The sequence below is a fragment of the Brevundimonas guildfordensis genome, from assembly GCF_014836405.1.
Taxonomy (GTDB): domain Bacteria; phylum Pseudomonadota; class Alphaproteobacteria; order Caulobacterales; family Caulobacteraceae; genus Brevundimonas; species Brevundimonas guildfordensis.
Genome location: NZ_JACSQU010000001.1, coordinates 1,513,859 through 1,535,842, shown reverse-complemented (window position 1 = coordinate 1,535,842; position 21,984 = coordinate 1,513,859). Strand labels below are relative to the sequence as shown.

At 69.6% G+C, this 21,984-nt stretch carries 22 protein-coding genes; 19 read left to right on the top strand and 3 right to left on the bottom strand.

Annotation, left to right across the window (positions count from 1 at the left end):
* Positions 1 to 353: 353 nt before the first annotated feature.
* Genes H9656_RS07505 through H9656_RS07450 form a run of 12 tightly spaced genes read left to right on the top strand, consistent with a single transcriptional unit; the run spans position 354 to position 10,077 of the window.
* Positions 354 to 2,351: a methyl-accepting chemotaxis protein gene (locus tag H9656_RS07505; RefSeq protein ID WP_191743531.1), complete on the top strand. Its 1,998-nt coding sequence runs from the start codon at positions 354 to 356 to the stop codon at positions 2,349 to 2,351.
* Complete coding sequence (locus tag H9656_RS07500; protein ID WP_191743530.1) at positions 2,351 to 2,617, top strand: STAS domain-containing protein; 267 nt, start codon at positions 2,351 to 2,353, stop codon at positions 2,615 to 2,617. The genes H9656_RS07505 and H9656_RS07500 overlap by 1 nt, the downstream gene beginning before the upstream one ends.
* A gap of 11 nt (positions 2,618 to 2,628) precedes the next feature.
* Positions 2,629 to 2,994, top strand: a complete 366-nt coding sequence (locus tag H9656_RS07495; protein ID WP_003169188.1) for a response regulator — start codon at positions 2,629 to 2,631, stop codon at positions 2,992 to 2,994.
* Positions 2,995 to 3,013: 19 nt separating this feature from the next.
* A complete protein-coding gene (locus H9656_RS07490; RefSeq protein ID WP_191743529.1) occupies positions 3,014 to 5,335 on the top strand; it encodes a chemotaxis protein CheA in 2,322 nt (773 codons plus the stop codon).
* Positions 5,336 to 5,339: 4 nt separating this feature from the next.
* Positions 5,340 to 5,822 (top strand): chemotaxis protein CheW, encoded by a 483-nt coding sequence (locus tag H9656_RS07485; RefSeq protein ID WP_191743528.1) that lies wholly within the window; start codon positions 5,340 to 5,342, stop codon positions 5,820 to 5,822.
* On the top strand, positions 5,819 to 6,685 hold the full coding sequence (locus H9656_RS07480) for a CheR family methyltransferase (protein ID WP_191743527.1): 867 nt from the start codon (positions 5,819 to 5,821) through the stop codon (positions 6,683 to 6,685). The genes H9656_RS07485 and H9656_RS07480 overlap by 4 nt, the downstream gene beginning before the upstream one ends.
* A complete protein-coding gene (locus H9656_RS07475; RefSeq protein WP_191743526.1) occupies positions 6,682 to 7,719 on the top strand; it encodes a protein-glutamate methylesterase/protein-glutamine glutaminase in 1,038 nt (345 codons plus the stop codon). The genes H9656_RS07480 and H9656_RS07475 overlap by 4 nt, the downstream gene beginning before the upstream one ends.
* Positions 7,720 to 7,727: 8 nt before the next feature.
* Positions 7,728 to 8,117 carry a response regulator gene (locus H9656_RS07470; protein WP_191743525.1) on the top strand — a complete coding sequence of 130 codons (390 nt, stop codon included), beginning with the start codon at positions 7,728 to 7,730 and terminating at the stop codon, positions 8,115 to 8,117.
* Positions 8,114 to 8,659 (top strand): chemotaxis protein CheD, encoded by a 546-nt coding sequence (locus H9656_RS07465; protein ID WP_191743524.1) that lies wholly within the window; start codon positions 8,114 to 8,116, stop codon positions 8,657 to 8,659. Before H9656_RS07470 ends, H9656_RS07465 begins: the two co-directional genes overlap by 4 nt.
* Complete coding sequence (locus tag H9656_RS07460; protein ID WP_191743523.1) at positions 8,659 to 9,036, top strand: hypothetical protein; 378 nt, start codon at positions 8,659 to 8,661, stop codon at positions 9,034 to 9,036. The genes H9656_RS07465 and H9656_RS07460 overlap by 1 nt, the downstream gene beginning before the upstream one ends.
* Positions 9,037 to 9,040: 4 nt before the next feature.
* Positions 9,041 to 9,628 (top strand): response regulator, encoded by a 588-nt coding sequence (locus tag H9656_RS07455; protein WP_191743522.1) that lies wholly within the window; start codon positions 9,041 to 9,043, stop codon positions 9,626 to 9,628.
* Positions 9,625 to 10,077, top strand: coding sequence for a chemotaxis protein CheE (locus H9656_RS07450; RefSeq protein WP_191743521.1), 453 nt, complete (start codon positions 9,625 to 9,627; stop codon positions 10,075 to 10,077). Before H9656_RS07455 ends, H9656_RS07450 begins: the two co-directional genes overlap by 4 nt.
* A 32-nt stretch (positions 10,078 to 10,109) precedes the next feature.
* On the opposite strand, the gene H9656_RS07445 is transcribed toward H9656_RS07450, so the two are convergent.
* Entirely contained in the window at positions 10,110 to 11,390 is a 1,281-nt protein-coding gene (locus H9656_RS07445; protein ID WP_404821557.1) for a D-amino acid dehydrogenase, read from the bottom strand.
* 153 nt (positions 11,391 to 11,543) lie between these two features.
* Positions 11,544 to 13,235: an MFS transporter gene (locus H9656_RS07440; protein ID WP_191743519.1), complete on the bottom strand. Its 1,692-nt coding sequence runs from the start codon at positions 13,233 to 13,235 to the stop codon at positions 11,544 to 11,546.
* A gap of 212 nt (positions 13,236 to 13,447) precedes the next feature.
* Here H9656_RS07440 and trhO point away from each other — a divergent pair, with 212 nt between their 5' ends.
* Positions 13,448 to 14,377: an oxygen-dependent tRNA uridine(34) hydroxylase TrhO gene (gene trhO, locus H9656_RS07435; protein ID WP_225212265.1), complete on the top strand. Its 930-nt coding sequence runs from the start codon at positions 13,448 to 13,450 to the stop codon at positions 14,375 to 14,377.
* Here the strand turns inward: trhO and H9656_RS07430 are convergent.
* On the bottom strand, positions 14,374 to 14,772 hold the full coding sequence (locus tag H9656_RS07430; RefSeq protein ID WP_263598609.1) for an acetyltransferase: 399 nt from the start codon (positions 14,770 to 14,772) through the stop codon (positions 14,374 to 14,376). The two genes, trhO and H9656_RS07430, sit on opposite strands and share 4 nt — an antisense overlap.
* 234 nt (positions 14,773 to 15,006) lie before the next feature.
* Between H9656_RS07430 and H9656_RS07425 the strand changes: the two genes are divergently transcribed.
* The 6 genes from H9656_RS07425 (at position 15,007) to H9656_RS07400 (ending at position 21,955) form a co-directional block, all read left to right on the top strand.
* A complete protein-coding gene (locus tag H9656_RS07425) occupies positions 15,007 to 16,350 on the top strand; it encodes a hypothetical protein (RefSeq protein ID WP_191743517.1) in 1,344 nt (447 codons plus the stop codon).
* Between the two features lie 18 nt (positions 16,351 to 16,368).
* Positions 16,369 to 17,187 carry a c-type cytochrome biogenesis protein CcmI gene (gene ccmI, locus H9656_RS07420; RefSeq protein WP_191743516.1) on the top strand — a complete coding sequence of 273 codons (819 nt, stop codon included), beginning with the start codon at positions 16,369 to 16,371 and terminating at the stop codon, positions 17,185 to 17,187.
* A 67-nt stretch (positions 17,188 to 17,254) separates the two neighbouring features.
* On the top strand, positions 17,255 to 17,746 hold the full coding sequence (gene ccmE, locus H9656_RS07415; protein WP_191743515.1) for a cytochrome c maturation protein CcmE: 492 nt from the start codon (positions 17,255 to 17,257) through the stop codon (positions 17,744 to 17,746).
* Between the two features lie 4 nt (positions 17,747 to 17,750).
* Positions 17,751 to 19,760: a heme lyase CcmF/NrfE family subunit gene (locus H9656_RS07410; RefSeq protein WP_191743514.1), complete on the top strand. Its 2,010-nt coding sequence runs from the start codon at positions 17,751 to 17,753 to the stop codon at positions 19,758 to 19,760.
* Positions 19,757 to 20,236 carry a cytochrome c-type biogenesis protein gene (locus H9656_RS07405; protein ID WP_191743513.1) on the top strand — a complete coding sequence of 160 codons (480 nt, stop codon included), beginning with the start codon at positions 19,757 to 19,759 and terminating at the stop codon, positions 20,234 to 20,236. The genes H9656_RS07410 and H9656_RS07405 overlap by 4 nt, the downstream gene beginning before the upstream one ends.
* Before the next feature lie 171 nt (positions 20,237 to 20,407).
* On the top strand, positions 20,408 to 21,955 hold the full coding sequence (locus H9656_RS07400) for a Do family serine endopeptidase (protein WP_191743512.1): 1,548 nt from the start codon (positions 20,408 to 20,410) through the stop codon (positions 21,953 to 21,955).
* Positions 21,956 to 21,984 lie beyond the last annotated feature (29 nt).

Genomic DNA, 21,984 nt, shown 5'->3' with positions numbered 1-21,984 from the left:
GGCCTCACGTACAAGAGGTCCGAATGTCCTTTCATGTTTCAGTCCCCGCCAGAACGGCGCGCGGGCTTTACGCAGCGGCTCTGGACAGAGCCGGTTTTGCTGCAACTCCAGACGGCGCAGTCGGTCGGCGACTGGCGCAACGCCGTCAGCGACGAAGCCGGCTATCGGCCGGGCAAGAGCGCACGCGGCAATACACAACCTGAGCGGGTGGCGGGCGTCCAACGCTCGGCGAGGCGGCGACAGCCATGATGTCGGCGCTGGCCATGAAGGGCGCCGGATGGGGGCGCCCAGCTGCAACTTCTGATCGAAAGCCGGTTCGGCTCTCAAGAGAATCTTCACGGGGGAAGACTTAGATGGACGCCATGTTGAGCGACCTGAAGATCGAAAAGAAACTGATGGCGGCCTTTGCGGTCGTGATCCTCGCCATCGTCGCCATGGGGCTGACGGTGTTTTTGCAGATCAATGCGCTCGATGCGGCGCGCAATGATCGTGCGCGCGCAGGCGTGGTCCAGCGCGAAGCTGAGGCGGCGCAGTTTTATCTGGCGCGCCAGGAAGCCAGCTATCGCGGCTTCCTGGTGTCGCGCGACCCCTACTACCTGCAGCGGGTGGAAGAGCACCGCAAGAGCTTCAATCAGAGCCTGGACCGTCTGGTCCAACTGGACCGTTCGAGCGCCGCTCAGGCGCGCGCGGCCCGCACGGCTGCGGACGAGTGGAATAAACAGGTGGTCCAGCGCGGTCGGGTCATGGTCGCGGACCAGTCCGGCTGGATGCAGGCCATCGCTGCGGTGGGCCGCGACGGTCAGGCCGACAAGTTTATCGATCCGGCGGAGACGGCGCTGAACGGGCTGATCGCGCGCAAGGTCGAGGAAAGCCGCGTTTACGCCGAGAAGCAGGTGTCGGCCGCCAGGACCGCCCGCACCGTCCTGATCGGCGGCTTGGTGCTGGCCTTGGCGCTCGCGGCGGGCATGGCGGTGATGCTGACCAATGTCCTGGCCAAGCCGCTGACGGCGATGACGACGGCCATGCGCCGCCTGGCGTCAGGCGACACCTCCGTTCCGGTGCCGGCCGCCGGCCGCAAGGACGAGGTCGGCCAGATGGCCGCCGCCGTGCAGACCTTCAAGGACGCCGCCATCGCCAAGGACGCTCTCGAAGCCGAGACAGCGGCCCAGCGTCGCGCAGTCGAAGAAGAGCGGGCCCGCGTCGAGGCCGAAAAGGCCAAGGCGGCCGAAGAGGACCGCGTCGCCATCACCGCCCTGGCCCAGGGCCTGAATGCGATGGCCAATGGCGACCTGACGCATCGGATGACGGTCGCCGTCGCGCCCAAGGCTGAACAGTTGAAGAGCGATTTCAACGCGGCCATCTCGCAGTTGGAAGAGGCGGTCGCCGTGGTGGTCGGCAACGTCGCCGCCATCCGCTCGGGCTCCGGCGAAATCAGCCAGGCGTCCGACGACCTGTCGCGGCGCACCGAGCAGCAGGCCGCCAGCCTGGAAGAGACCGCCGCCGCTCTGGATGAAATCACCGCCACGGTGAACCGGACGGCCGACGGCGCCCGTCAGGCTTCGCGCGCCGTACAGACCGCGCGCAATGAGGCCGAGGCCTCGGGCGTGGTGGTCAGCGACGCCGTCGCCGCCATGACGGCCATCGAGCAGTCGTCCAACCAGATCGGCGCCATCATCGGCGTGATCGACGAGATCGCCTTCCAGACCAACCTGCTGGCCCTGAACGCAGGGGTCGAAGCGGCGCGTGCGGGCGACGCCGGTCGCGGCTTCGCCGTGGTGGCCTCGGAAGTCCGGGCCCTGGCCCAGCGCTCGGCCGAGGCGGCCAAGGAGATCAAGACCCTGATCACGGCCTCGGGCCGTCAGGTGGAGCAGGGCGTGAACCTGGTCGGCCAGACCGGCCAGGCCCTGGGCCGCATCGTCGCTGGCGTGGCCGAGATCGACGGGCTGATGTCGGAAATTTCGGCCTCGGCTCAGGAGCAGGCGACCGGCCTGCAACAGGTCAACACGGCCGTGAACCAGATGGATCAGGTCACCCAGCAGAACGCCGCGATGGTCGAGGAATCGACCGCCGCCAGCCATTCGCTGGCTCAGGAAGCCGACGTCCTGGCCGCGTCGGTGGCGCACTTCAAGGTGGACCAGCTCAAGGGAGCGCAGGCGGCGTCCCTGCGCGCGCCCGCGGCCAAGCCGGCCTTGCCTGAGCCGGTCGCTGTCTTCGGCGGCATTGAACCGTCGTCGTCCGTCCAGCGCGCGCCCCAGCCGGTGGCGGAGACGGTGGCGGCCCTGCGCACCATGGGGCGCGGCGGCGCGGCTCTGAAAGCCGATCTCGTCGAAGACGGTTGGGAGGAGTTCTGATGACGGCCACGGTCGTTCTGGCCTCGGTTCTGGACCTGCGCGCGGCCGAGCCGCTGAAGGGCGAGCTGCTGGCGGCGCGGGGGCAGGCCCTGACGCTGGACGGCTCGGGCGTCGAGCGGCTGGGCGGGCTGTGCCTTCAGCTGCTGTTGTCGGCGATCCGCACGTGGCGCGCCGACGGCCAGGCTTTGACCTTCATCAATGCCTCCGAGGCCATGACGACCCAATGGAGCGCCTTCGGCGCTTCGCCATCCGATCTTTGCGCATAGGACGCCCCGCAATGACCAAGACCGTTCTGACCGTCGACGACTCGCGCACCATGCGCGACATGCTGATGCTGGCGCTCAAGGACGCCGGCTATCGGGTGGTCCAGGCCGAGGACGGCGTCCACGGTCTGGAGGTGCTTCAGGCCGAAAGCCCCGACATCGTCATCACCGACATCAACATGCCGCGTATGGACGGCTTCGGCTTCATCGAGGGGATGCGGGCCGACCCGGCCTTCAGCGCCGTTCCCGTGCTGGTCCTGACGACCGAGAGCGACGCCGCCAAGAAGCAGCGCGCCCGCGAGGCCGGCGCCACCGGCTGGATCGTCAAGCCGTTCGATCCCGTGCGCCTGGTTGACGCTGTGCGTCGCGTCGCGGCGTAAGCAAAAGGGGCGTGGGGCGATGAGCGACGATCCGTTCGAGGCGATCAAGGCGACCTTCTTTCAGGAGTGCGAGGAGCTGCTCGCCGATCTGGAAGGCAATCTGCTGACGCTGGAGTCCGGTTCGACGGACATCGAGGTGATCAACGCCGTCTTCCGCGCCGTCCATTCGGTCAAGGGCGGGGCGGGCGCCTTCGGGCTGGAAGATCTGGTCCGTTTCGCCCACGTTTTCGAGACCCTGATGGACGAGCTGCGCTCGGGCCGGAAGCCGTGCGACGATCCGACGGTGAAGACCCTGCTGCGCGCGTCCGACGTGCTGGCCGACCACGTCGCCGCCGCGCGCGGCGCGGGCGCGCCCGTCGATCCCGCGCGTTCGGCGGGACTGGTCGCCGAGCTTGAGGCCCTGACCTATGGCGGCACCGCCCCGGTCGCGGCCGCCGAGCCGGAAGAGGATGACTTCGGCTTCACCCCGGTGGCGATGGATCTGGGGGCGTTCGAGGCTCCGGCGGGCCTGCCGGATCTGCCCGACCTGCCGCCGCTGCCGGATCTGGCCGCTTTGGCGCCCCTGTCCGCTCCAGCGCCTCTGCCTGACCTGTCGGCTTCGGCCGCTGCGGGCGGCTGGAAGATCGTCTTCCGCCCGCATCCGCGCCTCTACGCCAGCGCCAATGAGACCGGGCTGCTGCTGCGCGAACTGGCGCGCCTGGGCCCGACGCGGGTCGAGCTGGACGACAGCGGCCTGCCGCTGCTGGACGCGCTGGAGCCGACCGACAGCCATCTGATCTGGACCATCGAACTGGACGGCGACGCCAGCGAGGCGGAGGTGCGCGAGGTCTTCGACTTCGTGGAGATGGACTGCGACCTGAGCATCACGCCTTTGTCCGGCGACGGCCCCGCCGAAGCTGCGCCTACGGCTGTTGAGGCGGAAAGCGACGCCTCGGCTCTGGCGCGCGCTGCATCGTCGGAACTGGACATCGCCGCCCTGCTGGCCTCGGTCGGCGCTGCGCCGACCGAGGCGCCCGCGCCTGTCGCCGCGACGCCTGTGGTCGCTCCTGTGGTTGACCCTGTCGCGCCGCCGCCGGTCGCCGCCAAGCCTGCGCCCGCCGCTCCGGCGCCTGTGCAGGCGGCGCCCGCCGCCGCGGCGCCGGTGACGATCCGCGTCGATCTGGAGCGGGTCGACCGCCTGATCAATGCGGTCGGGGAACTGGTCATCCAGCAGGCCATGCTGGCCCAGCGCGTGACCGAGAGCGGTCTGGCCCGCTCGTCCGACATCGGCCTGGGTCTCGAAGACCTGGAGCTGCTGACGCGCGAGATTCAGGACAGCGTCATGGCCATCCGCGCCCAGCCGGTGAAGTCGGTGTTCCAGCGGATGCCGCGCCTGGTGCGCGAGGCGGCCGAGGCCACCGGCAAGAAGGTGAAGCTGGTCACTTCCGGCGAGGACACGGAGGTCGACAAGACCGTGGTCGAGCGCCTGTCCGACCCGATCACCCACATGCTGCGCAACGCCATCGACCATGGGCTGGAAGGCCCGGAGGAGCGTCTGGCGGCGGGCAAACCGGCCGAAGGGACCGTCCGCCTGGCGGCGCTGCACCGCTCGGGCCGGATCGTCATTGAGATTTCAGACGACGGCAAGGGCATCAACCGCCCGCGCGTCAGAGGCATCGCCGTCGAGCGCGGCCTGATCGCCGAAGACGCGGTCCTGTCAGACGACGAGATCGACAATCTGATCTTCCTGCCCGGCTTCTCGACCGCAACCGAGGTGTCGGACCTGTCGGGCCGGGGCGTGGGCATGGACGTGGTGCGCCGCTCGATCCAGTCGCTGGGCGGGCGCATCTCGATCAGCTCCGTGCTGGGCAAGGGCTCGACCTTCACCCTCAGCCTGCCGCTGACGCTGGCCGTGCTGGACGGCATGGTGGTCGGCGCTGGCGAACAAACCCTGGTCGCGCCGCTGGCGGCGATCGTTGAAAGCCTGACGCCGAGCGAAGCCGATATCCACTACGTCGGCGGGGTCGATCCAGTGCTGCGCTTCCGCGAGGCCTTCGTGCCGCTGGTGGATGTGGCGCAGGCCATGGGCTTCCGCGACCAGCCGGCGGCCCTGAAGGGCGCGGTGGTGATGATCGTCGAGACCGAGAGCGGCCAGCGCGCCGCCCTGCTGGTCGACGCCATCCACGGCCAGCGCCAGGTCGTCATCAAGAGCCTGGAAACCCATTATCGCCACGTCGAGGGCGTGGCCGCCGCCACCATTCTGGGCGACGGCCGCGTGGCCCTGATCCTCGACATCGACGCCCTGGTCACCGCCAAGCGTTCCCGAACCCCGTCGCGTTCCGACCTGCAGATGGCGAGCTGAGACCATGACCCCGATTGAACAAACCCTGAGCCCGAACGTCGCCGGGACCGACCGCGAACTGATCGCCTTTCGCATTGGCGAGCAGGAATTCTGCGTCGACATCATGAGCGTGCGCGAAATCCGCGGCTGGACCCCGGCCACGCCCCTGCCGCGCTCGCCGGCCTATATGAAGGGCGTGATCAACCTGCGCGGGGTCGTGCTGCCGATCATCGACCTGGGCGCGCGTTTCGGCCTGCAAACCAGCGCGCCGACCGAACGCCACGTCATCATGGTGGCCCATGTCGGTTCGCGTCTGGTCGGCCTGCTGGTCGATGCGGTGTCGGACATCGTGCAGCTGTCGGACGCGGCCATCCAGCCGACCCCGGACGTGGCCAGCGAGCAGGTGAAGTCCTTCGTGAAGGGCATCTTCGCCGTCGAGGGCGGCCGCATGATCAGCCTGATCGACCTGGACCACGTCCTGCCGGAAAGCGAGGCCGAAGCGGCATGACGAGCGTCGCCGGGCGGGAGGCTCTGGTCGAAGGCGAGTTCGTCTTCACGGCCGAGGATTTCCGTCACATCGCCCAGACCCTGCACGCCCACGCGGGCATCGCCCTCAGCGAAGGCAAGGCCGCGCTGGTCTATTCGCGCCTGGCCAAGCGGCTGCGCCTGCTGGGGCTGCGCAGCTTCCGCGACTACTGCGCCCTGATCGACGGGGTCGAGGGCGTGGACGAGCGCCAGGCGATGATGGCGGCCCTGACCACCAACGTCACCCGCTTCTACCGCGAACCGCACCACTTCGATCATCTGCGCGACACGGTGATGCCGGAGCTGGCCGCCAAGGCGCGGGCGGGCGGGCGCGTGCGCCTGTGGTCCGCCGCGTGCTCGAACGGGCAGGAGCCTTACTCAATGGCCCTGACGGTGCTGGACGTCCTGCCCGAAGCGGCCGACCTGGACGTGCGCATCCTGGCCACCGACATCGACCCCAACATGGTCGCGGAGGGCGCGACGGGGGTCTATTCCGAGGACCTGCTGACCCCGGTTCCGGCGGCGGCCCGCAAGCATTTCGAGCCGGTCGCAGGCGCGCCCGGCCGGTTCAGCGCCGATGCGGCGCTGCGGCGTCTGGTGACGTTCAAGGAGCTGAACCTGATCGGCGACTGGCCGATGCGCGGCCGCTTCGACGTCATCTTCTGCCGCAACGTGGTCATCTATTTCGACGACGCGACCCAGCAGCGGGTCTGGGGCCGGTTCACGCCGATCCTGAACCCCGGCGGCGTCCTCTACATCGGCCATTCCGAGCGGGTGACGGGTCCGGCTGCGGCTGCACTGAAACCGGCGGGACTGACCACCTACGTCAAGGGAGCCGGGGCATGAGCGCCGTCTCGGTCCTGGTGGTGGACGACAGCGCCACCATGCGCAGCCTGATCAGCGCCGTCCTGCGTCGCGATCCGGAGATCACCGTGGTCGGCACGGCCGCCGATCCGCTGGAGGCGCGCACCAAGATCAAGGAGCTCAACCCCGACGTCCTCACCCTGGACGTCGAAATGCCCAATATGAACGGGCTGGAGTTCCTGGAGAAGATCATGCGGCTGCGGCCCATGCCGGTGGTCATGGTCTCGACCCTGACCCATGCGGGGACCGACGTGACCCTGGCTGCGCTGGAGGTCGGCGCCGTCGACGCCGTAGCCAAGCCGGCGCCGGGCGTGCCGGTTCAGGAAGCCTTCGGCGACCTGGCCGAGAAGGTGAAGGTGGCCGCCCGCTCGCGCGTCCGGCCTCTGGAGACCCGCGCGGTTCAGGGGCACGAGGGCGTCTATCACGCCGACCCCAACCATGTGCTGGCCATCGGTTCGTCCACGGGCGGGGTCGAGGCCTTGCTGACCATCCTGTCGGCCTTCCCGGCCGACTGTCCGGCGACGCTGGTGACCCAGCACATGCCCGCCAGCTTCACCAAGAACTTCGCCGCCCGCCTGAACAAGGCCTCGGCCGCCACGGTCAGCGAGGCCGAGGACGGCGCGCCGCTGAAGCCGGGTCATGTCTACATCGCGCCGGGCGGGGACGCGCACCTCGTCGCCTCGGGCGGGCGCTGCCGCCTGGTCGCCGCCGATCCGGTCAACGGCCACCGCCCCTCGGTCGACGTGCTGTTCGGTTCGGTCGCCCAGCTGGGCCGCCCGATGACGGGCGTCATCCTGACCGGTATGGGCAAGGACGGAGCCAAGGGGCTGCTGGCCATGCGCCAGGCCGGCGCGCGCACCCTGGGCCAGGACGAGGCGTCCTGCGTCGTCTATGGGATGCCGCGCGCCGCCTTCGATATCGGCGCCGTCGAGCGCCAGTTGCCCCTGTCCCGCATGGCCCCGGCCATCCTCGAATCCTGCGCCGCCCGCACGGCCGCGCCCCAGTCTGTCGCGTAAGGACGTTCATGCCCGCCGCCTCCGCCATCCGCACCCTTGTCGTCGACGATCAGCTGACGATGCGCGCCTTGGTCCGCACCAGCCTGCAGCAGATCGGCATGCGCGACATCGAGGAGGCGCCGGACGGCGAGGTCGCCCTGCGGTCCCTGCTGGTCCAGCCGGTCCACCTGGTCATTTCGGACTTCAACATGCCGAACCTGGACGGGCTCAGCCTGCTGCGCGCCATCCGGGCGCATCCGCCGCTGTCAAAGACGGCCTTCATCATGTTGACCGGCCGGGCTGACCGCGAACTGGTTCAGCGCGCCGTGCAATTCGGCGTGAACAACTATCTGGTGAAGCCCTTCACCACCGCCCAGCTGAAAGAAAAGCTGGAAGCGGTCTTCGGCCCGCTGACGTGATCGGCGCGGCCGCTCAGGAGCCGGTCGAGCGGCGCGTGCACGTGGGGCAGGGCGATCACTATGTGTCGTCCGATCCCGAGGTGGTGCTGACTACGGTCCTGGGCAGCTGCGTGGCCCTTTGCCTGCGCGATCCGGAAGCCGGCGTCGGGGGCATGAATCACTTCCTGTTGCCCGAAGGCGCGGGGGCCGACGCGGGCGCCAGCCGCCGCTACGGCGCCTATCTGATGGAAGTGCTGATCAACGACGTGCTAAAAGCGGGTGGACGGCGCGACCGGCTGGAGGCCAAGCTGTTCGGCGGCGGCCGGATGTTCGACGCCCTGACCGACATCGGGGCGGCCAACGCCGATTTCGCCGAGAAATTCCTGGCGGACGAGGGCATCCCCGTCGTCAGCCGCAGTCTGAGGGGCGCCGGGGGGCGTCGCCTTCACTATTGGCCGGTCAGCGGTCGGGCGCGGCAGCGCGCGGTGACGGACGGCGCCAGTCTGCCGCCCGCCACGCCGTCGCCCACGCCCGTGGCGACCGGGAATCTGGAGCTGTTTTGATGGCCGAGACGGACAATCGCGACCTGCTGGCCGCCATGGCGGCCGAACTGGCGGACATCCGCGCCGAGATCGAGGCGGCCGGCGGCCTGGTGTCCGAGCTGCTGCGCCAGCTGCCGGCCGAGACGCGGCTGAGCTATCTGACGCGCAGCCAGAGTTTCGACGTCCTGTCCCAGCGCATCGAGGCCCTGGCCGGACTGGCTCAGGCCGTGGCCGACGAACAGCCGATGGACACCGCCCTGGCGGCCCTGCCGCTCGCCGAGATGGCCGAGCGGATGCAGGAAACGGCGCACCGCGCGCGCCCGGCAGCGACGCCGGCCGACGATCCGGACGCCGCCGACCCCGACGCCCCGCCTGCGGGCGTGCTGCAACTGTTCTGAGCTAATGGCCGACGACCGCATCAATCTGGAGCAGTCGACGGTCTTGCTGGTCGACGACACGCCGCAGGCGCTGGACATGCTCGGCTCGATTTTTCAGGGCTTCGGTGTCAAGGAGCAGATCAAACGCCCCTCGGCCGTGGAGGCGGTGAAGGTCCTGCAGAAGCGTCCGGTCGATCTGATCGTGATCGACTGCGGCGACCCCGAGATGGACGGCTACGCCTTCACCCGCTGGCTCAGGCGCGAGACGCCGGCGCCGATGCGCTATACGCCGGTCATCCTGGTCACCGGCCACGCTTCCCAGTCCAAGGTGCAGGAAGGCCGCGACTGCGGCGTCAGCTTCGTCATCACCAAGCCCCTGACGCCGGCTGTGCTGTTGAAGCGCATCCTGTGGCTGGCGCGCGATGAGCGCGAATTCGTCGAGTGCGAAACCTACGTGGGTCCGGACCGGCGCGTGCGCAATTTCGGCCCGCCTGTAGGCATGGCGGGACGCCGCAAGGGCGACCTGTCGGCCCATATCGGCCACGCGGTTGAGGAGAATATGGACCAGGCCGATATCGACATGCTGTTGAAGCCGCAGAGGGTGACGCTGTGACCGAGGCCGTGACGACCAAGATCCAGACCTCCCTGGCGCAGCAGATGGCTCAGCCGGGCGGTCGCACGCTCAGCGACGTCGAGCGCCGCGCCAACGAACGCCTGGGCCATCACAGGGCGGAGGTCATGGCTGAGATCGAGGCGGCTGTCGCTGGCTTGGAAGCCCTGTGCGCCGCGCGTCCGGAGGCGTCCGCCGCTGAGGTCTATCGGCTGGCGTCGCGCGTTGTCGATCTGGCGGGCTTCTTCGACACCGGACCGCTGTTCGATGCGGGGTACAGCCTGGCCGACGTCGCGGACCGCATGACGTCTGCGGACGCCTGGGACTGGCCGCCGGTGCAGGTGCACGTGCAGGCGCTGCGGCTGATCCTCAACGCCGGCTGCGAACGCGATGCGGCGACGGACCAGCTGCTGACCGGCCTGAAGGCCGTGGCGATGAAGGCCAGAGCCTGAGCGCCTTCTCCCGCAACGGGAGAAGGGTGGGGTCAGCCGTAACGCGCGATGCCCAGGTCGGCCGTCTCGATGTCGGGCGTCTGGCCGCTGATCAGGTCGGCGATGACGCGGGCCGAGCCGCACGCCATCGTCCAGCCCAGCGTGCCGTGGCCGGTGTTCAGGAACAGATTGTCGATCTTGGTCTTGCCGATGACCGGCGTGCCGTCCGGCGTCATCGGGCGCAGGCCCGACCAGTAGCTCGCCGCCTTCAGGTCGCCCGCGCCGGGGAACAGCGAGCCGACCGAGTGCTCCAGCGTGTTGCGGCGACGCTCGGGCAGGGCGTCGGAGAAGCCGGCGATCTCGGCCATGCCGCCGACGCGGATGCGGTCGCCCAGGCGGGTGATGGCCACCTTGTAGCTCTCGTCCATGATGGTCGAGACCGGCGCGGCCAGCTCATTGATGATCGGGGCGGTGATCGAATAGCCCTTCACCGGATAGACCGGCAGGGTCATGCCCAGCGGCTTGACCATCATCGGCGAATAGGAGCCCAGCGCCAGCACATAGGCGTCGGCCGTGACCACGCCCTTGTCGGTCTGGACCCCGGTGATCCGGCCGCCCTCGCCGATCAGGCCCTGAATGGTCGTGCCGTACTGGAAGGTCACGCCCTGCGTCGCGGCGGCGTGATCGGCCAGGGCGACGGTGAACTTGAAGCAGTCGCCCGTCTCGTCGCGCGGCAGACGCAGGCCGCCGACGAACAGGTCGCGGGTGGCCTTCAGGCCCGGCTCGGCGGCGATGCAGCCGTCCTGATCCAGCACCTCGAAGGGAACGCCGCCTTCGCGCAGGACCTCGGTGTCCTTGTAGATGCCGTCCAGCTGTTTTTGCGTGCGGAACAGTTGCAGCGTGCCCTGGGTCCGGTGGTCGTACTCCAGGCCCAGTTCCTCGTTCAGCGCCGTCTGCACCACCTGGCTGTAATCGGCCAGACGCACCATGCGCGCCTTGTTCAGCGCGTAGCGGGCCGAGGTGCAGTTGCGCAGCAGGGCCAGAAGCCAGCGCACGGTCGGGGCGTTGATCTGGGGGTGCAGGATCAGCGGCGCGTGGCGCATGAACAGCCACTTCACCGCCTTGGCCGGGATGCCCGGCGCCGCCCAGGGCGAGGAATAGCCGGGCGAGATCTCGCCGGCGTTGGCGAAGCTGGTCTCCAGCGCGGGACCGCTCTGGCGGTCGATGACGGTGACCTCGTGCCCCTGGCGGGCCAGGTAGTGGGCGGTGGTCACGCCGATCACGCCGGCGCCGAGGATTGCGATCTTCATGGGTCTTGACCTTGCGCGAACCAGACGCGTGGCTCCCTAGACCAGATTTTGCGCCCATCGTGCAAGTCGCAGTTTGTGTGCGCTGCAATATCGACAGGCTTGATAAGGACTGCCTGTGTTCGGGCGATCACGGTCGATTATTTGCTCAACATATCGAGCAAGCGCGACGGGTCGGTCTCAGGAGGATCGGGTCGGGTCGGTCAGGGGCTCTCCATAGTGGCGGTCGCCGTGCAGATTGGCGGCCAGGGGGACGGTGGTGCGCTCGATCATGCGGTGCACGACGGGCTTGTCCGGTCCCTGGTGCAGGGCGCGGATGCCCTCGTTGATCGCGGCGTCGGCGTGGGTGATGCGCTGATTGTGACGGATGTAGTCCAGCCAGGTCGGCGTCTGATATTTCTCGACCCACACCTGAGGCTCGGCCAGGTCGCGCATCACGCGCCATTGGCGCGCGCCGTCGCGGCGGCGGATGCGGCGCCGCTCGTCCATCAGGGCCAGGAAGGCGTCGATGTCCTCCTCGCGAATACGATAGGCGATGGAGACGATGATCGGCCCGCTGCGGGGCTCTATCGCCAGGGTGGTCTGCGGCTCGGTCCAGCGGCGCAGCAGGTCCATGTTCAGATTGGCGGTCGACGGCAGCGGCACCCTCAGGCCGATCAGCACGCAGAACACCAGCACTCCGGCCGAGACCGCCAGGGCGATCTCGACGCCATAGGACTGGGCCAGCGCCCCCCACAGCCAGCTGCCGCCGGCCATGCCGCCAAAGGCCGCCATCTGGTAGAGCGACAGCGCCCGCGCCACGACCCAGCGCGGCACCGACATCTGCACCGTGACGTTGAAGCTGGACAGCACCAGCACCCAGCCCGCCCCGGCCAGCATCAGCGCCGGCAAGGTGACCGCCAGCCAGGGGATGTAGCCCAGGCCCACTGCAGCCGCCGCAAAGACCAGGGCGGCGACGCGGACGATGGTCTCCGTCTCGTATTTCGCGCGCAGCCGACCGACGAACAGGGCGCCGCCCACCGCGCCCACGCCGAACGAACCCAGCAGCAGGCCGAAAGCCAGCGGCCCGCCGCCGTTCTCGCGCGCCACCACGGGCATCAGGGCCTGGACCGCGCTGGCGCCGACGCCGAACACCACGGCGCGCAGCAGCACCGCCGTCACGCGCGGCGACAGGAAGGCGTAGCGCACGCCCCCCGCCATGGCCGCCAGCAGGCCTTCGCGCGGCAGGGTCTGCTTGGGCCGCTCGGGCTTCCAGCGGAACAGCACGAACAGCAGGCCCAGATAGCTGAAGGCGTTGACCGCAAAGGCCGCCGCCGCGCCAGCCGCCGCCACGATCAGGCCGCCCAGCGCTGGACCCACGCTGCGGGCCATGTTGAAGCCCATGGAGTTGATGGTCACGGCCCCGGCCAGGTCTTCGCGCGGGACCATGTCGCCGACCGACGCCTGCCACGCCGGGCCGTTGAAGGCGACGCCGCAGCCGATCAGGAAGGTGAAGGTCAGCAACACCCAGGGCGTGATCCAACCCATGTAGGTCATCGCCGCCAGTCCGGCCGAGACCAGCAGCATGAAGGTCTGGGCCGCCAGCATGATCCTGCGCCGGTCCACCGTGTCGGCCAGCGCCCCGGCCGCCAGCGACAGCAGCATGATCGGCAGGGTGACCGACGCCTGCACCAGGGCGACCATCTGGGCCGAGGCGATGGAGGTCATCATCCAGGCCGCGCCGACCGACTGGATCAGCCCGCCGAAATTGGTCACCAGACTGGTGATCCACACCGCCCGGAAGATCGGGTGCCGCAGCGGCGCCAGGGCGGATGGGCGCTCGGGCGGGGCGGGCGGCGGGGCGGAAGTCGGAGCGTCGGCGGTTGAACTCATGCCTGACGGCTCCTCGCATCGGCGACCGGGGCATGGGCGATAGGGGGCAGGCAAGAACCAACGACGACCATGAGGTCAATCCACACGGCTTCGGCGGGGGAAGCAAGCCGGTAAGCGGTCACTCTGGGTTCCGGATTATTGGCGTCGCGAGGGGGGCGACGGGACGCTATAGGAAGGCCGTGACCGTCTCAGCCGTTCCCCCGATGTCGCCCTTGTCCCCGTTTACCGTGGCGGCCCTGTATCGTTTCGCAGCCGTGGCCGACCCGGCGGCCCTGCGCCTGCACCTGCTCGACCTGTGCGGGAGCGAGGTGCGCGGCACCCTGCTGGTGGCGCATGAGGGGATCAACGGCACCATCGCGGGGCCGCAGGCCGCCATCGCCCGCGTCATCGACGGCGTGCGGGCCCTGCCGGGGTTCGACCGGCTGGAGCTGAAATATTCGACGGCCTCGGCCATGCCCTTCCACCGCATGAAGGTGCGGGTGAAGGCCGAGATCGTCACCATGGGCCAGCCCGACATCGACCCGGTCGAGGGCGTCGGGACCTATGTCTCGGCCCAGGACTGGAACGCCCTGATCGCCGACCCCGACACCGTCGTCATCGACACCCGCAACGACTACGAAGGCGAGATCGGCGCCTTCGAGGGCGCGGTCCAGCCCAACACCCGCACCTTCCGTGAGTTCGCCGACTGGTTCCGCACCGAGGGCCGCGCCCTGCTGGACCGGCCGACCCCGCCGAAGGTCGCCATGTACTGCACCGGCGGCATCCGCTGCGAAAAGGCCACCGCCTTCCTGAAGGCCGAGGGGGTGCGCGACGTGCACCACCTGGAGGGCGGCATCCTCAAATATCTGGAGACGGTGCCGGAGCCGGAAAGCCTGTGGCGCGGTGAATGCTTCGTCTTCGACGAGCGGGTGGCCGTGGGCCATGGTCTGGTCGAGGGCGAGCACAGCCTGTGCCGGGCTTGCCGCATGCCGGTCAGCCCCGAGGGGCGGAGTTCTGCGCGCTATGTCGAGGGCGTGTCCTGCGACCGCTGTTGGGACGACCGCGACGCGACCCAGCGCGAGGGCTACGCCGAGCGCCACAAGCAGGTGGAGATCGCCCGCGCCAGAGGCGTGACGCACGTGGGGGCGGCGCAGAAAGGTTAGAAGTCGGCTCGGTGCCGGAGATGTATGAGCGGATAGGGCCTTCCCTGACCATCCTGAGCTGATCGCCCTATACGTTCGAAGCCTAGATGCTCGTAAAAGCCGAGGGCTTTGGGATTCTGCTCGTTCACATCGACCGTCAGGCCTGGATGCGCGGCAAGAGCATTGCGGACAAGGGCTTTGCCGATACCCTGGCCATGTTGATCCGGGTCTACGAAAAGCGCCTCCAGATGCCCTTCATGCAAGAACATGAAGCCGAGCGGCGCATCAGAACTATCAACCGCAAGAAGCAGGGACACCTGCGGGAAAAAGCCTAGAACCTCAGCCTCGATGGCATCGTGGTCGCCAGGGGTAAGGAAGTCGTGGGTGGCGTCAACGGCCGCGCGCCAGATGTCCATGACGCGAGGCAGATCGGAAGGGCTCGAAGGGCGAAAATCTAACATGCTCTGCCTTTACCGGTGCTCCCATTCGTCCGCTATGGGTCGATTAAAGTCCCCGACTTAGGCGCCGAAAGCCGATGTCGGCTTGCAGATCGGCTGCGTTCGCCATTCCGCCTCAAAATCCCCTGTTAACCCGTGACGCGCCAGTCTTGGGGCCTTGGCCGGAACTCAGTAGGGCCGGAGGATGCGTGGATGGCGGACCTGTCGGTCGCCCAGCGGGCCGCTCTGGCTCATTTGATCGAACGGTGTCCGGACCGGGTCCTGCCTCAGTTGATGGGGCTGGCGGGGACGATGGCGGGCGATCGGGCGGCCGCCCTGCGCGAAATGGTCGAGGTCGAGCGGCTGGATCGCCGCCGCCGCGAGGTCGCCTTCGGTCCGCTGGCGCCGCTGTTCCGTGCGCGCGAGGATGCGCTGGAGGGCCTGAATTTTCCTGCGGGTCTGCCCGCGCGGCTGTGGCGCGCGGCGACGCGGGGCGAGCCTGAGCTATTGCCGCAACTGGACCGTGACGACGATCTGTCGCGGATGGTCGCCGACCGCCTGTGCCACAGCGCCGCCGTGGTGCTGCGCGATGCGCCCGACGCGGTCTGGGCGGACGCTGCGCCGGAGCAGGTCGAGGCGTTGGCGGCGTGTCTGGACCTGGCGCCGGTGGCGCGCCGGGCGCTGCCGCATCTGCCGGCCTGGACGGGTCGGCCCAGCGGCGCCGAGCTGGCGGAATTGAAGCTGGCCCTGCGCCAGGCCTCGGCGGCCGGTCCGGGCGGGGTCGAGAAGCTGCTGGAGATCCTCTTCGCGCAGATGGCTGATGCGAGGCTGATGCTGCGGGTGCTGGCCCTTATCGGGGCTTCGGGACGCGAGGCGACAGCGGGCCGCGAGGAGGCGGATCTGCTGATCGATCGGATCGTGTCGGCCTTGGCACGTCGCGCCGTCGATGTCGCGGCTGTTGATCTCGAGGATGACGAACAGCGCAAGCGGCTGGCCGCGGGCCTGGACTGGTGCGCCGAAACCCTGGGAGAGATCGACGTGTCCCTGCCGCTTCGGCCCGACAGCGCCTGGGCCAAGGCCGTGCGCCAGGCGCGCCTGAGGATCGCGCTGCGCCTGTCTGAACATTTCGAGGCGGCTGAGAAGGCGGTTGATGCGGTCTTGCCCGTCCAGCGGACGCCGCTGGCCGGACGCATGACGCGCCCGACGCCTCTGTTGAGCCAGCTGCCGGATGCGGCGGCGGCGGCGCGGGCGCGGGTTCTGCTGACGCTGACGGGGGATGTGCGTCCCATCGCCGCCGTCTTCGGCTGCGAGGCCGAGCGCAGGCAGACGGCCGAGGCCCTGACGGGCCGGCTCGCGACCTGGGCCGATGAGGCGATCGAACAGTTGAACGACGGCCAGGCGTCGGACGAAGGCGTGGCCCGCAAGCGGATCGGCCTGACCGCCGAACTTCTGGGTCTCTTGGGAGCCAAGGACGCGTCGCGAACCGTGCGGCGGCGGCTGGCCATCGCAGGGTCAAACACGGGTGCGTCGTCGCGCGCCTCGCCTCCGGCCGCCTGATCCGCTACAGCGGCGGCCATGACGATCTTCTGGATCATGACGGCCCTTGTGACCGCCCTGGCGGGGTTGGCGGTGCTGTCGGCCGCCCGGCGCGGCGCTGAGGCCGAAAGCGTTGCGGACCGCGATGCGGGCGCGCTGGAGCTGGCCGAGCTGGACCGGCTGAAGACGCGCGGCCTGCTGGACGAGGCGGGCTGGACCGCCGCGCGGGCCGAGGCGGGCCGCCGTTTGCTGGCCGCCCGCCGGGCCGACCGCCGCCCCGTTGCGGGCGCGGCCGACCGCTATTGGGTGCTCGGCGGCATCGCGGCGACGGCCGCCGCGTCGCTGGGCGTCTACGCCGTTTTCGGCGCGCCGGGCATGAAGGATCAGGCCTATGAGACGCGCGTGCGCGAATGGGCCTCGGCGCCCGAGGCGCTGGAGCCCGCCCAGGTCGCGGCGGTGCTGGGGCAGGTGGTCAAGGACCGGCCCGACGACCGTCTGGCCCTGACCATGCTGGGCGCCGCCCGCTTCGAGGCCGGCGATCCCATTGGCGCGGCCTCGGCCTTCCGCCGCGCCCTCGCCATCCAGCCCGACGACGCCCAGAGCTGGGCGCGGCTGGGCGAGAGCCTGGTGCGGGCCAACGGCGGGGCGGTCGATGGCGACGCCGAGGCGGCCTTCCGTCAGGCGGTCAGGCTGGACCCTGACCAGTTGGGCGCGCGCTTCTATCTGGGCGACGCGGCTCTGGCGCGCGGCGACCGCGCCGAGGCCGAGGCCATGTGGGGGCCGCTGATCGCCGTGCTGGCCCCGTCCGACCCGCGCCGGGCCGAGTTGCAGACCCGTCTGGCCGAGGCCCCACGATGAGCCGTTGGTTCGCCCTGACGCCCGCCCAATGCGCGGCGGTGTTTTCCGCCGTTTCCGGATTGTTGAGATGAGCTGGTTGCCCAAATCGCCCAAGGCGCGCCGCCGCCTGTGGGTCGTCATCGCTGCGGCGCCGGTGCTGGCGCTGGCCGTCGGCCTGTCGCTATGGGCGATGAAGGACAATGTGACCTTCTTCTACTCTCCCTCGGAAGTGACGCCGCAGAAGGTTCCGGCCGGCCAGATGATCCGCCTGGGCGGTCTGGTCGAGGCCGGCAGCGTGACCAAGGCCGCGGACGGCTCGGTCGTCTTCGTCGTCACTGACAACGGGGCGACGGCGCAGGTGATCTATCACGGCGACCTGCCCGACCTGTTCCGCGAGGGGCAGGGCATCGTGGCGCAGGGGTCGTTCCGCCCCGACCGGGTGTTCGAGGCCAGTCAGGTGCTGGCCAAGCACGACGAGACCTATATGCCGCGCGAAGTCGCCGACCGGCTGAAGGAAAAGGGCGAGTGGCGGCCCGACGAGGCGCCGGCGCCCGCCGTCGCCGCGCAGCAGGGAGCGTAAAGGCTTGATCGTCGAACTGGGCGCCTTCGCCCTGATCCTGGCGCTGGCGCTGTCGGTGCTGAGTCTGGCGCTGACCACGGCGGGGCGGCTGCGGCTCAGCCCCGTGCTGGCGGGCGCCGGCGGCGGCGCCATGCTGGCCTCGGCCGGGGCGATCCTTCTGGCCTTCGCCGCCCTGATCTATGCCTTCGTCGTTTCCGACTTCTCGGTGTCGAACGTGGCCCTGAACAGCCACACCGACAAGCCGATGCTCTACAAGGTCGCCGGGGCCTGGGGCAGCCACGAAGGCTCCCTGTTGCTGTGGTGCCTGGTGATGACGGTCTTCGGCGGGGCCTTGGCCCTGGCGCGCGGCCTGCCGTTCGGGCTGAAGACCTCGGCCGTGGCCGTGCAGGCGGGCCTGTCGAGCCTGTTCCTGGCCTTCGCCGCCTTCACCTCCAACCCCTTCTTCCGGCTGGACCCGGCGCCGGTGCAGGGCGCGTCCCTGAACCCGCTGCTTCAGGACCCGGCGCTGGCGGTGCACCCGCCGCTGCTGTACGGCGGCTATGTCGGCTTCTCGGTCTGTTTCTCCCTGGCGGTCGCCGCCCTGATCGAGAAGCGGGTCGATCCGGCGTGGGGGCGCTGGGTGCGGCCGTGGGCGCTGGCGTCGTGGGCGCTGCTGACGGTCGGCATCGCCCTGGGCTCCTTCTGGGCTTATTACGAGTTGGGCTGGGGCGGCTGGTGGTTCTGGGACCCGGTCGAGAACGCCAGCTTCATGCCCTGGCTGGCGGGCGCGGCCCTGCTTCACTCGGCCATCGTCACCGAGCGGCGCGGGGCGCTGGCCGGTTGGACGGTGTTCCTGGCGATCCTGGCCTTCACCTTCTCCATGCTGGGCGCGTTTCTGGTGCGTTCGGGCGTGCTGACCTCCGTCCACGCCTTCGCCGTCGATCCTCAGCGGGGGATGATGCTGCTGGCCATTTTAGGGCTGGCGGCGGGCGCGGCCTTCATCCTGTTCGCCCTTCGCGCCCCGGCGATCCGGTCCGGCGCGGCCTTTGCGCCGATCAGCCGCGAAGGCGCGCTGGTGCTGAACAATCTGTTCCTGACGGCGGCGGCGGCGACGGTGCTGCTGGGCACCCTCTATCCGCTGATCCTGGAAGCCGCGACCGGCGCAACCATCTCGGTCGGCCCGCCCTATTTCAACGCTGTCTTCAACCCGCTGATGATCATCGCCTGCCTGATCCTGCCCGCCGGGCCGCTGCTGGCATGGAAGCGGGGCGACTTGAAGGGGGCTTTGCAGCGCCTGTGGTGGGCCGCCGCCCTGGCGATCATCGCCGCCTTCGCCGCCTTTGTCCTGTTTGAGCCGAAGAAGGCGCTGGCCGCGGCAGGGCTGGGCGTCGGCGCCTGGCTGATCGGCGGGGCGCTGGCGGAACTGGGCGAGCGGACCAAGGCCTTCCGCGCGCCCTTGGCCGAAACCCTGCGCCGCGCCAAGGGGCTGCCGCTGGGCGCCTGGGGCATGGCGCTGGCCCACGCCGGTCTGGGCGTTTTCATCCTGGGCGCCGTGGTCGAGACCAGCTTCAAGGCCGAGGCCGCCGCCGCCCTGCCGCTGGGCGGGGAAGTCTCCGCCGGGCCGTGGAAGGCGCGCCTGGACGCGGTCCAAGTCATCGAAGGCCCCAACTATCTGGCTGAGCAGGGCCGGCTGACCATCATGCCCGTCGACGGCCGCGCGCCCGCGCGCGTCATCACTGCCGAGCGCCGCTTCTTCCCGGCGGGCGGCCAGACCACGACCGAGGTCGGCCTCGACTTCCGCGGGCTGGACGACGTCTACGCCGTCATGGGCGACCGGGCGGCGACGGACGCCGGCGAGCGGGCCTGGATCGTGCGCATCTATTACAATCCGTGGGCGCGGCTGATCTTCCTGGGGCCGGCGCTGATGGCGCTGGGCGGGCTGATCTCCCTGCTGGACCGGCGCCTGCGCGTCGGGGCGGGTTCGCGCGTCAAGAAGGCCGCCAAGCCGGCCGAGCCCCTGGAGGCGCAGGCATGAGGCGCGCCGCCGCCCTGTTCGCCGCCGCCCTGCTGGCCAGTGCAACTGCGCCGGCTCTGGCCGAGCCGCCCCCCGCGCCCGACCGGCCGCTGACGGACCCGGCGCAGGAGGCCCGCGCCCGCGCCCTGTTCGGCGACATCCGCTGCGTCGTCTGTCAGCATGAATCGATCGCCGACAGCCCGGCAGGCATCGCCGCCGACCTGCGCGGTCTGGTGCGCGAGCAGATCGCGGCGGGAAAGACGGACGCCCAGATCAAGGACGACCTGATCCGGCGCTATGGCGATTACGTGCTGTTCCAGCCGCCGGTTCGGATCGGCACCTGGCTGCTGTGGTTCGGCCCGTTTGCGCTGGCGGCGGGGGCGGGGGTCGTGCTGGTCCTGCGCGCACGCCGTCGCGAGACTGCGGAAGCCGCGCCGCTGACGCCTGAAGAAGAGCGCGCCCTGGCCGCCCTGACGGGCGACGACGAAAAGGCCTAGCTGTCCGTTTGGAAAGCCTTTCGCCGCCTTCCTGACGCAGACGCGCCACACGCGGAACGATGATCAAAGTCAATCATTGCGACGGCGTGCATTGGCTTGAGCCTTGACGCCCTATATCCATGGGCGAACGGAGCTTTCCGTGAACGCCAGTAAAAGACTGCAAGGACGACGATGCTGAAACGCAAGGAGTTCATTCTGGGGGCCGCTGTCGGCCTGACCTTCGCCGCCGCCGCGACGGCGGGCGGGGTCATCACCTGGCCGGGCGCCGAGGCGGCGCCGGCAGCCAAGGTCGGACAGCTGGTTCCCTCGGCCGGGGCCGGAGCGTTGGCGTTCGCCCCGCCGCAGGGCGCGCCGCTCAGCTTCGCCGACATCTTCCAGCAGGTCGCCCCCGCCGTGGTGCAGATCGACGTGAAGACCCGCGTCCAGCGCCCGCGCGGCGTGTTCCAGATTCCCGGCTTCGGCGCCGTGCCGATCCCCGGCGCGCCAGGCGGCTCGGGCGAGGGCGAGGATGACAACACCCAACTGGCCGCGGGCGCCGGCTCGGGCTTCTTCATCTCGGGCGACGGCTTCATCGTCACGAACAACCACGTGGTCGAGAACGCCGAGGAGATCTCGGTCAAGCTCAGCGACGGCCGCGAACTCAAGGCCAAGCTGATCGGTCGCGATGAAGGCACGGACCTGGCCGTCATCAAGGTCGAGGGTTCGGCCTTCCCCTTCGTCAGCTTTGAAGAAGCCGCCGAGCCGCGCGTCGGCGACTGGGTCATCGCCGTGGGCAATCCCTTCGGCCTGGGCGGGACGGCGACGGCGGGCATCGTCTCGGCCAAGTCGCGCGACATCGATCCGATCGGCTACAACGAATATCTGCAGATCGACGCGGCCATCAACCGGGGCAACTCCGGCGGTCCGACCTTCGACATCTACGGCCGCGTCATCGGCGTGAACACGGCGATCTTCTCGCCGTCGGGCGGCTCGGTCGGCATCGGCTTCGCCATTCCCGCGACCACGGCCAAGGCCGTCACCGACAAGCTGATGCGCGGCGAGACGGTCGAGCGCGGCTATCTGGGCGTGCAGATCCAGACCCTGTCCAAGGATGCGGCCGCCGCCCTGGGCCTGAGCGAAGACATCAAGGGCGCCTATGTCGCCGAGGTCACGGCCGGCGCGCCGGGCGACCGCGGCGGGATGCAGATCGGCGACGTGGTCACCAGCGTTAACGGCGAGGCGGTCGACAGCTCCACCGAGCTGACCCGTCGCGTCGCCCGCGCCAAGCCCGGCGATACGCTGCGGCTTGAAGTCCTGCGCGACGGACGGCGCCAGACTCTCAACATCCGCGCGGGCACCCGTCCGTCGGAAGCCGAGCTGAACGGCGATCAGGGTTCAGGCGCCCAGCAACCCGGCGAAGACGGCGCGGCTGTCGGCCAATCGATCGAGGGCATCACGGTGACGCCGATCACCTCGGCCCTGCGTCAGCGCTACTCCATCCCCGACGACATGCAGGGCGTTGTGGTCACCGCCGTCGCTCCGCGTTCGGAAGCGGGCAAGATGCGCATGCCGGTCGGCACGGTCATCCAGCGCGCCAACAACCGCGTCGTGCGTTCAGAGGCCGATCTGAAGGCGGCTGTCGATGAGGCGCGCTCGGCGGGACGGCCGGGAGTCTTCCTGCTCATCCGGGTGCAGGGAACCAACTCCTCGGTGGTTCTGCCCTTCGCCAAGTCTGAATAAGGCGTAACTCCCAGGATCGGCGGCGATGC